This is a genomic window from Acinetobacter pittii, from assembly GCF_034064985.1.
GTDB lineage: Bacteria > Pseudomonadota > Gammaproteobacteria > Pseudomonadales > Moraxellaceae > Acinetobacter > Acinetobacter pittii_H.
Window position 1 is genome coordinate 2434185 of the sequence record NZ_CP139249.1, and the last position, 11784, is coordinate 2445968.

General features: G+C 36.8%; 5 protein-coding genes. All 5 read right to left on the minus strand.

What is annotated here, in order from left to right; all coding sequences use genetic code 11:
• Positions 1-5: 5 nt before the first annotated feature.
• The 5 genes from SOI76_RS11605 to SOI76_RS11625 all read right to left on the minus strand — a co-directional run bounded on the left by SOI76_RS11605 (position 6) and on the right by SOI76_RS11625 (position 11776).
• Positions 6-2759, minus strand: coding sequence for a T6SS effector BTH_I2691 family protein (locus tag SOI76_RS11605; RefSeq protein WP_104080263.1), 2754 nt, complete (start codon positions 2757-2759; stop codon positions 6-8).
• Entirely contained in the window at positions 2752-3672 is a 921-nt protein-coding gene (locus SOI76_RS11610; protein ID WP_104080262.1) for a hypothetical protein, read from the minus strand. Before SOI76_RS11610 ends, SOI76_RS11605 begins: the two co-directional genes overlap by 8 nt.
• A 1-nt stretch (position 3673) precedes the next feature.
• The gene (locus SOI76_RS11615; RefSeq protein ID WP_205668459.1) at positions 3674-6301 is read right to left on the minus strand and encodes a type VI secretion system Vgr family protein; all 2628 of its coding nucleotides are present in this window, start codon (positions 6299-6301) and stop codon (positions 3674-3676) included.
• Positions 6302-6518: 217 nt separating this feature from the next.
• Positions 6519-6923, minus strand: coding sequence for a hypothetical protein (locus SOI76_RS11620; protein ID WP_104080261.1), 405 nt, complete (start codon positions 6921-6923; stop codon positions 6519-6521).
• Positions 6920-11776, minus strand: coding sequence for an RHS repeat-associated core domain-containing protein (locus SOI76_RS11625; protein ID WP_250621812.1), 4857 nt, complete (start codon positions 11774-11776; stop codon positions 6920-6922). Before SOI76_RS11625 ends, SOI76_RS11620 begins: the two co-directional genes overlap by 4 nt.
• Positions 11777-11784 lie beyond the last annotated feature (8 nt).

Here is an 11784-nt window from a genome sequence, read left to right on the forward strand (position 1 = left end):
ACATTTTAAACGCTCACTATCGCTTTCATAAACTCTTCATATTCTTCATCTGCAGTTTGGAATTTTTTTTCATTTCTAGATGTAGATTTAAATATTGACTCTTTTTTAGGGTCAGATGCTAATTTAAAAGCTGTTTTTTGACACCAATCTTCCATTGCATCATCCAAAACATATTTTTTAAGTAAAATTTCTGCGCTAATTAAGCCTAATGTTATAAGATTCAATCCAGCAATTACTCGAGCACTCATTAAAAATGCGACTAGAGCATTCGCTGTGAATTTAGTTAAAACTCTTTTAATTACTGCATTTTTGCTATGTTGTAAAATAGCACTAGCTAATACACCTGCCTGTCCAATTGACAAGCCTAAGTTGATCAAAATTCTGGTAAATAACATTGTTTGGATAACAAGTGAGTTCGTCTCTTTTAAGGTTTTTGAATCTACATATAAACCAGTTATTCCACCTAAAGTTCCAAGACTTCCAGCAGTTAATCTAAATGCTGCTGCAGAGGCCGCTGCACCTGTGGCAGTTCTACGGCTCCAACTCTCACCTAACATATCAAATGCAACAGCAGATACCGAGAACATCGAACCTACCAATTGTACGGATAGCTCTGGCTTATCTTTAATATCAGATTTCCAAGCATCATATTGGAAATAAAAATTCAGTAACTCAAAAACACCTACGATAGCAAGTATTCGATTTTTGGTAATATCAGGTTGCCCTTTAACTGCTAAGGATACTGAGTTTTTAATTTCTATCGCCCTAGTATTTCGATAAGTATAAGTCATACCACTTTGCGGTAAAGACGAAATTGCAGCAGCTCTAAATTCTAGGTTATACATCAATCTCATCAATGGGATTTGTTGAGCCAAATTTCCTGATCTTAAATATAACAATTGAGCTGTATGACGTTGAGCACCTTCACGCGCCATTATAGTAATTGTACTAATATTTATTGTTCTTAAACGTATATCACCAAACTCTTTTAGAGCCGTATTCAGCATCAAAGATATCCAGTAGAACAGTTTATCTGGCCATTTAAAATCATTTGCCGAGATAAATTTTTTCCCCTCAATACTACCCAACCAACTATCAAAGGCAGCATCGGCTGCGGTAAACATACTAAAACTCTGTTTACTATAATCCAGTAAGTCTTTTGCTGAACTTGGACTTTCAAATATCTTGGCATACTCATCCATCAAGACTTTGTTATTAAAACAATAGGCTCTCAAGAATAGGTTTTTATCCAAAACTTTTTTTTCACATATCCATTTATTAAGTAAATCTTTCCCTTTTTGCAATAAATTCATTCCATACATTAAGTCCATAATAACCGCATGAAAAATAAAGCCATTGCTTTCTTTCGGTGTTTTACCCTGTTTCAATTCCTCACTCTGGTCAAAATAGAACAGACCTTTTAAAAGATTAGAAGAAACCAGCCAGTTATAATGATCATCTACATAGCGAGCCGCAGCAGCATAACTCTCTTCCGATTTCTTATCGACATCCTTACGGAACTTTTCCAAGCCATTCAGATCTAACTGTGCTTGATACTTTTTCCATGCATGATCGCCATCCACAGTCGCTTGTTTAACAGCCTCTGCTCTCTGTTTTTCAAGTTCGGCTGCAGCTTTTGCAGGCGCATTTTTTTCGAAATTTTTAAGATTCTCAAGTCCCTTTTTATCACCCATACGTTCAGCTCTTTGAATCGCTGCTTGAAGATAAGGTTCTGTAATTTTCTTCCTTTGCTGTTCATTTGAATCAATAATTTTGAACTTTGCCTGAATAGAGTTTGCAACTAAGTTTTGCTTCACATTATCAATCAAAGTCATAGTTTGAAGCTTATGTTCGTTGCTAAAGCCGTCTTTATTTTCTTTTAAGAAACTATCAATCTCTTTAAAGCTTAATATATTACGATCTTCATTTAATTTAGAAGTAATTCCAATCGGATCATAAAGCGCAACACCAATATGCTCTTTCGGTTTCTCACTAAATTTCTTGTTTATTGCTCCCCAACGAGCAGAACCATATGATTCTAATGGCAATGCAACAGCACTTAACTGGGCACTAGAAAGACAATGTTGCTGGACAGCTCCTTTTGTTACATCAATTTTTTGCCAGTAGCCTGAAGTCGCATACTGATCAGCATTTTTTTCAAATTGTTCTCTCATTTTTTTGGTGAGTGGAGCGTGAGCATGAAGCAAATAGACCGTCTGGGCATTATCATTATTTATAGAAGGAATGGTAATTAAAGAAGCGTTAGCACTATGTCCAGCTTTATTGCATGCAAAATCTTGAGCAACAATTGGAGCTTTACCCCCTATAGCAAACTCCTGATGAAACCCCTTCTTATTAGTAATATACGCAACCCACTCTTTTTTCCCTGATTTTCTTTTTATGAGTAAGTAAATATATCCTGAATTAATCATTCGAACTGTATATTTATATTCCTTAAGTGAAACATTAGTAACATTGGCCCCTAATTGTGCCGGTAATGGTTTTACTCCTAAACGAGCTACCGAATATTTAAGAGGTAATATATTTATACCTGTAGGGCGACAAAAGTTAGTACATTCCTTTTTAGACATCTGAGTGACTGGTATTTTATTATTCTGAGTCGTCGATGCAGCAGCCTGCTGACTAATTTTGCTTGGATTTGGACTAACGCCTAACTTTTGAACTACTTTCTGCTCTTGTTGTGCTGGCGTCCCAAATTTTTTCATTTGTTTCGCAAAAGTCGGTTTATCATTAGCCATGGTAGCTCTCTTTACATTCTCTTATAACTTGTGAATATTGATTTTCTTCTAAATAGTCCATTGCTTTGGTAAATGAGTTGGTCTCACTTCTATCAACCCAATAATGATCAAGTATGGCTGAAATCAAACGACTTTTTATAAAATTTCTATGCAAAATAACGGAATACATTCCATAAGCAATAAGATCCGTTACATGTAAAATTCCATAATGTGTTATTGCGTGATGAAGTGAATCCAATATCTCATCCTGACGAATCAACAACTTCTCGTCATATATAAGAGATTGTTTAATCACCGTATTCGACAACTCAATTAAATCTAGTTTTGCTGACTCAGCATTTGTAAAAGTAAGAGGAAAAAGCGACCTTTTTTCCTGAATTTTCACCTCATACAAACCGTTAAAAAAAACAAAATGCCAATTCTCTAAAAATGATTCAATTCGTTCGCTTTTCTTATCAATTATTGCGGGCAAGTAAACCAACACTCGTGGATCATACCAACGAAAAATAAATTTATTGTTTGTATCTTTTGCAATAACAAGTTTTTTAAAAGTTTGAACTGCAATTTTTAGATCAACAATTTTGCTAAATCCATGAATAAAATAACCATCCTCATTTTGATCTAAATTCATTAATAATGTATGAGTAATAAAGTCTAATGAATTTGCTAGATCTTCTTTCACTTTTATTTTTATAAAGAAAAGAGCTGGACGGCTATTTTTTTTAGCGCCAGCTGCAATCTCTATTGGTTCCAATTCATAATCTTTTAACTTTTCGATAAACTCATCAAAAAATCCATTCAATAAAGTCTCATCACATAAAAAACTAATATGACCATTTTGTTCAAATAGGTTTGAGATTAAATTACTTAACTTTTTAGAATTTAATTCATCTTTAGAAAATAAAAGCTTCATCTTAGTCTAATATCACTTTTGCTGATCCATTTTGAGCAGCTTGAGTCTGTTTAGCAGAACAGTCTGGTAAATCTAATGCAGGTGGATTTATTGATGATCCTCCCATAAACAAATGCTGCCCTGCTTTCACCTCAAGCTTACCGCCCGTAACAGGGAAAATACCCGAACCATTCAACTTAACTTGAGATCCACTTACAGTCAGATTAATTTCAGTTGGGCTAGTAATAAAAACCGTGTCTTCAGTTGAAGTAATTTGTACGCCCTTTCGAGCAATCACATCTAAGCCATCACCTTGTGCCTGAATTTCTAGTTTACCTTGACCAGCAAAAATCCGAGCACCTTCTTGGGCGGCAAATAGACTTATTTTTTGACTCGCATGACTCACTATATTCTTTTGCGTACTAATATTAATACTATCTCCAGCACTTTGAGTGAGCTGACCATTTGCACTAAGGTGTATATCTTCATTACTACTTACAGCAATACTTTTTGGAGATGCCAGCAGCATCACTGCTGATTGAAACTCAGCAGCCTTTTTAGGATCTTCTTGTTTGAGAACTTCTAAGAAAGTCTGAATATTCTCAAGCATATCTAACGGGTCGGTTTGCTGATTTTTAGCAACTTCACTGAGTGCCTTGGCATTGTTGAGGCCACCTTCTATTTGTTGTTTGGTCTCATTTGCATTGAGGTGTACGCCTTGAGCTTGATCCTGTTTGTGGGTACTAAGGAGTAAGCCGCTGCCTGCTCTGACTGCCCCCCACTGGTCTGTTCGTAGCTCGAAACCTTCACCACGACTATCACTTTCCGCCTTGTCTTTTGGATGACTTAAGTTACCTAAGTTTAGTTGGCTGGCCGCATGGCTACTTTGTAGCTGGGCACTAATTTGCCCTGTGGTGTCATCAAAGCGTAGCTGGTTAAAACCTTTACCGTCGACTTCTTCGGAGCGGATACCACTGAGTTTTTTAGTATCAGGTAACTGCCCTTTCTGGTCGAATTGCGTTGGGTGACGTTCAGCCTCATGAATACGACCCACCACAAACGGGCGGTCAATGTTGCCGTCAAAGAAGTCGATCACCACGATCTCGCCCACGCGAGGCAAGAAACGTGCGCCATAACCCTCACCTGCCCATGGGGTTAATACATCGACCCAAGCGGAGTCGGTGTCATTGTCGTTACTTCCTGTTCCACCTTCATGGCTATGGTCATCTGTTCGGGTAAACAGGAAGCGGACTTTAATGCGGCCCCACTGGTCGACATGAATGCTTTCACCCTCTAACCCAACCACTCTAGCACGCTGCGGATGAGCGGCTGGTCGATGTTCAAGCGGGTTATACTCAGGAACAGTTTTTATATTTCTACGCGATAAGATGAGCTCATTACCCTGACGCTCAATTTGGTCATTTGGCCCTGATTGATTGTTTTGCCATTGGCTTTGACTAAAAAGTTGATTGATTTGCTGTTGCAAATCTTTAGGCAAATTATTTTGTAAATAGAAGCTTTTACCAATAATCAGAAATTCTTTGTCTGATCCGCTATGCGTATCTATTTCGGGATGTTCATTCAATTCAAACCAATAGCCAACTTGCGTATCACGTACCGTAGTTTGTGCACGGAAATATTTTGATTGAGACGCATAATAATCAGATAGATTATTGTTGAGTTTTTCTAGCTGCTGGTGACCCGATGCGGTAGCTTGATCTTCACCTTTTAAATCTTGCATCCAAGCAGGGCTGACATGCCATGCATGTTCTAGACTTAAACTCGCATTATCCTGATTAGCACTGTGGCTATGCTTTGACTGAACACTGCCCATACCTTCTTCTTGACTTAAAGCATCTGCCTGCCAGCGTTGTACATGCACGGCTGTAGGTTGCAAGCTTCGAGTTGGCACAAGACTCGTCATACTGTCTTGTTGTTCAACTGCGCTACTGCGGTGATAACGGATATTTTTTCGGTCTAATGCTAAATATGATTCATTATTATCAATTAAACGTAATTTTTGCGGTTGAATCTCAACTGAGCTATCAATGGCAAACAACTGAGCTTCATCAATTAACCAGTTAATGCCTTCACTACGCCAAAGTCGAGTTAAAAATTCATAATCCGTTTCATTACTTTGCATTATAAAAGGTCGAACATCGTAGTCTTCGGTTAGACCTTTTAAATCCAAAGTTAAACCAGAAGCAAACAACGGGCTTTTGTTCTGCCACTCAGTAAATAGAATTTCAGTAATGTCCCGTACACTTTTATTCATAAATACACGGCTATTTCGGCGTTTATGCCATAGCGCGGTCGGGTCTTGTAATCTCAGTTTATATAATGTTAATGAACCATCACTCTGCCCCTGACTGGCTTCTGTAATAATTCCTGTAGTTCTAAATAGCTGCCCCTGATCAGTTACTTGATCGACTGCAACCTGACAACCAATAAATTGTTTTAATGAAATATAGGCATTGGTAGAAAGACAAAATAAATCGGCAGTCAGTCCTTCATTTAGCTGATGCCGTCCTTCAATACTTTGTAAAAAGACTTGAGTATTCAACGATGGATTAGAAAACTGAATATGAAGCACGCGTTTTTGCGAGCTGATACCCAAATCTTCTAGAATTCTGTGTATATGAGATAACATTTTTTTATGAAAACTTTGTCAGGATTGGCATTATTTTATAAAATACAGAAACATCTGTCTATTTTGTAAAGGGAAACTTAACCATATGAATACACGAATGAATGAGAATACTATCCGTGATAAATATAAAAAAAAGTGAATTAACAACTTACGCTATTAACTCACTTTTAACGATTATTAATTTTTTAGTATTCCGATAAATTTATTAACACCTCTACTAATTATTTAGGAATTCAATTTTTATTTTTTCAAAATTTTCAACAGGAATGACTACTTTAAAACTTCCTATAACTTTAAAAAAAATTTTAAATTTACTTTCTCTCAAACCATATCCACTGCTATTACCTTCTCTCACGTCATACATAAAATCACCAAAATCTGTAGAAGGAATATAAACTCCATTTTTTACATTTAGTGTGTCTTTTATATTTTCAATAGATAAAAAACATATACCATCACTTTTACTCGAAAAACTACTAAAAAAGTTTTGAAAAGGAAAAGTGATACAAATAATTTTATCAAAATAATCATGAGCTATAGTCAACGTAATTTCATCTTGATCACAACTCAAATCCAATAACTTTGAATCATCACTGTTTTCAGTTATTTCTAATAAAGTCATGGACACCCTCGAGCCTTTTCATATTTACTATAAAAGTCATCTACCATACCTGAATTTTCAATTTTGTCTTTCATAAATAAGTGCCCTTTCTTCCCACTCACGTCATAATTCAAATGAGGGAAAGTTGAGGTACCAACGCCTTTACCCCAATCTCCATGATTCCAATATACAGTATCTCCTTTAGCATTTTTCCAACCATTCCACTGACCTTTTTCATTATAAGTTCTCACAGCGCCTGGCCCCAACATTTTAGATCCAGCATTCATTGCATCATTTTTATTATTAAATAAGAAATCATCTTTTCTAGCATCATCAGCACTAACTTTTTTCCCGTCTGCATTAATGCAATTTACTAACTTTTTAGTATTACGACTTCTCGCATTAATTGGTAAGGTTTTGTTTCTACTTCTTAAGCCTAACGGATCAATCCAATTATTAGGATTAGGTGCATAAGCATAAACATTAAAACCACCCAATAATCCAATCGGATCTTTACTAATAAACCGTCCTACATACGGCGAATAATAACGATAACGGTTGTAATGAAGTCCTGTTTCCCCATCAAAATACTGACCTTGGAAACGGATGTTGTTGCTTATAATCTCTGAATTTTCAAAGAAATCTGACTTAGCTTGTTCAACCTTACATTCGCCCCAAGCTTTATATTGAGCTTTCCAAACAATGGCACCTGTCTGGTTACTCATTTCTTGCGGTGTTCCTAAATGGTCACAGTGATAGAACCATACATCATCAAAGCCTTGGCTTTGTTTTACGGTATTCCAAAGAGGGTCTTTATAAATGCTATATGTTTTTTCTGCCCAGTCTTGGATTTGATGTAACTCAATTGAGTGATGATACGCCGCTTGCAACAAAGGCACGAAACTATCTTTTTCGTAGAAATAGTGTTTAGTTATATCAGCGCTAGATTCATACGCTAAAGTATCACCATCCCAACCATAAATAATGTTCTGTTCTTGTCCAGTATGGTGATGCTTACTTCTTTTTTGAATACGTCGGCCTAAAGCATCATAGCGGTATTCTGCCGTATATTGATTGTTTCGGCTACGAATAAGACGCCCCAATACATCCCACTTAAGATTTAAATCACCTTGTGATGACTTTTGTCGAATCAGTTGCCCAAAAGCATCATATTGATATTGTTGGTCAAGATATTCTTGTACGACGTTATTAACTAAGCGGTTATAACCAAGACCTTTTTCAGCGGCAGTGTGCTGTGAGGATTGCTCTTTGGTACTGTTATATCGATCTAGAATATTACTTGCTGGGTCAAAATTAAATGTCTCTTTTCCAAGCTTACTGGTCGCTTCTAATAAACGCCCAACAGGATCATATTTATAATGAATAGCCCCACGACGAGTATCCTTAATGAGCGTTAACTCACCTGTTTGATCGTAGTGATATAAGCGTTCAATCAATTGGTTGGTATGCTGGATAGCATTATTTTGAGTTTGGGCCTGATAGCCTTTATCATGCCCATTCAACATTAATTGCTGAGTTAAGCGCCCGACTTCATCATAACGTTGTTGTTGGCTAAGTCCATTTACATAGTGTCGTAACGTCTCTCTATGTAAATCGTCACGCTCAAAACTAACAACATCTTCACCATTTAAAGCCATGCCATAGACATGTCCACTTCCATAAGTGAGCCAATCTATTTTCTGTCCATCTGGTCGAATGGTTGTGGTTCGATTATTTAATTCATCATAGACATGTTTCCACACAGCAGTTTTCTGAGTTACAACATCTTGATGATGTTCTTTAATTAAATTACCTGCTGCATCATAAAACCACTGTAAGTTAGTTTCTGCATTTTTAGCTTGAACTAAATGACCTAGGCCATCATAAGAAAATTCTTCTATTTGCTTTTCTTCAAGCTCTTGCCCTTGATAACCATATCCTGCTGTACGTTGTTCTAAACGTCCCATACTGTCAAAAATAAATTGCTGAATACGGTCTTTAGGTGCAGCACGATCTTTGAAATCTTGACCATAGGCAGAAGCGACTTCAATACTACTAGTTAAACGACCATTATATTCATCGTACGTATAAACAGTTTCTTTGCCATCAAAATCAATTTCTTTTACTAATCGACCCGCAACATCATAAATAAATTCATAACTTGCGCCATTTTCATTAATTAACCGTTTTAAGCGACTCAAGCGGTCCCATTGATATTTTAAGGTTTGATTTAATGGGTCAATACGCTTAGTAATTAAACCAGCCGCATCATATTCATAACGTGTCTGCTGGCCTTTAGGGTCAATATGAACTAATAATCGACCTTCTTCATCATGAATAAAATGCTCTTCAGCTCCATCAGCGTGTTTAATTTTCTCGAGTTGTCCAAAAGCATTCAGCGGTAAGCCTTTTGCTAGAGGCTGTCTTGGTTCAGCAGTTAATTCCGTATAGAAATATTCAACTTTTTGCTTTAAAGCATTTTCAATAAATTTGACACGCCCGCGATCATCATAATGCCAGTGCGTTTCTTTACCAGAACAATCCATATAAGTAACCAAGTTCCCTTGATCATCATATTTAAGTGTCTTCTTACCGCCTTTAGCATCTTTAATGGAGGTTACCAAACCCATCGCGTTATAGGTATAGGCTGTTTCATGCTTCAGCGGATCAATTTCTTTAATTATATTTCCTGAAGCATCGTATTCTTTAAACCAACGCCCCTGTTCAGCGTCAACAAAACCAGTCAGATTATCTTTTTCGTCGTATTCATAATAAAAGGTTGAGCCATCGGCCTGAACCATACTTAAGACATTACCGCGTTCGTCGTAGGTATACGATGTTTCAGTTCCATCTGTAGCAATATGCGATGTTATATTTTTTGCTTGGTCTCTAAAGAACCATTCTTGCAAATTGTCTGGATAAATAATTCGATAGGTATAACCCGTAATACCATAATAGTATTCAGTCACGTTACCATCGATATCCATGACTGAAGTTACGCGAATGTTTTCATCCCAATCTAATTTAGTCGCAGAGCTATAATCATCAGCCCATTCCTCTATAGCCTTAGAGCTTGGTAAATTTCCATCCCACTTTAAGTTCATTCCTCTTTGAGTAAGATCAGTATAACGAGTCAATAAGTGAGCTTGGTATAGATATTCATAAGAAGCAGCAAACTCATTGGTTGCCTTAATTAAATCGCCTTGCTCGTTATATTGATATGCTGATAGTTGTCTAATGAGTTGACCATCTTCAACCAACCAAGCTGCAACAACTTTCTGCACATCATTAATTTGTAATGCAACATGCGCCAGTGTTTGTTGTTGCTGTTTAAATATAATGTCGGATAAATAGCTATCACCATTTTCTAATTCATGGTCATAACGCAGCCCAATACTAAATCCATTTTGACGTTCAATGGAGACTAAACGAAACTCATTTTTATATTTTTGATAGAAGCGAGTTTCTGAAACACCATATGAAATTGCTCTAATTTCAGGTGAGACAACTGTATAAGTAAAAGTTTCTACTTCATCATAGTAACTCTGCTCAACTTTTAGCTCTGGTAAGCGAACAGGACGGCCATCGCTGCCAATATACTCCCAGCCCTCTTGCTCAATCGGTTCTTTAGGTTCATTAATGTTGTAACTAGAACAACGAGCAATCTTGGTTGTAAAAGGTGTAATCCACCGCGCTCCGAAAATCGATTGATCATACTGATATAAGTTCGATACGTACGTTCTCGAAAATTGCTCTATTAATAATGGATGAATTTGGGCATCGGTATGATTTAAAAACTCAGTACCCATGGCAAAAGTAATCGATCGTTTAGTCGCAGCACCTTTACAGTTTTTACATGCATTCGCATTATGAGTCGCGTCGGGTTCAGTATTCGCCTTTTCTAATTTATTATTTTTCTTGTCATGTTTAACTTGTGTGGTTTGAGTTGGCTTAACTTGAGCTGGTTTCTTTTTCCTAAATTTAGAAGCACTCATTCTCAATACATCAAATAGCCACCCAATTGTTTGCGGCTGCGCTACATTTCCCAAGCCTTTAATTTTAGTATTGGCAGTAATACCAATTTTATTAATCGTTGCGCCTACATTTAATATCGGCTGCTTTAGATGTGCAGGAACTAAAGAAGTAACAACTTTAGCATTGGAGTTTGCTCCTGTTTTAATAAGAGCTTTCCCCAAGTTTTCAGTCATGTAAACTAAATTTTTTCCAGCTCGCGTTAAATCACCACTTTTTATTCCTTTAATAACACCAGCAGCTTGCTGTTGAGCGCGGTTTGTATTTGAGCCTGCATTTGTAAATACTTGGCCTTTTGTTACAACTCGAACAATTCCGCCATTAATTTGTGTAGTTGCATTTTGGACCGTTTTTCCACATTCAGACAAAATTGAATTTAGCTGTTGCAAACCCGTTTTACAAAATTTTTCTATCTCTCCTGCAACCTGATCATTTAAATGATTAGAAATCACTACAATTACTGCTTCACCTAAAGCAGCTTTACCTACACGTTTAACTTCTTGACGGACTAGAAACAAAGCTGGGCGAGCAGAGGTACGGATTGCTGTTGTTCCCGGAATAGGTACAATCCCAATCAGGTCAATACCCATTGTCGTCCAATCCATAATATCGGCATTTTGAAAACCTTTATCGTAGATATAGCAAATGTCAGAAACCACATCTATAGCAGCCATGACATTGCCAATAATTGGAATTGTTCCCATTACACTGGCTAGCAAGTCTAATGTCACAATTTGATGAGTATGACTTTTTAACCAGTCATCTATTTTTTGTTTTGAGTGACTAACATCTTTAATAGCAACTTCTGATAAGGGTTTAACAACTTCTGTTTTTCCAGACATTTTATTTC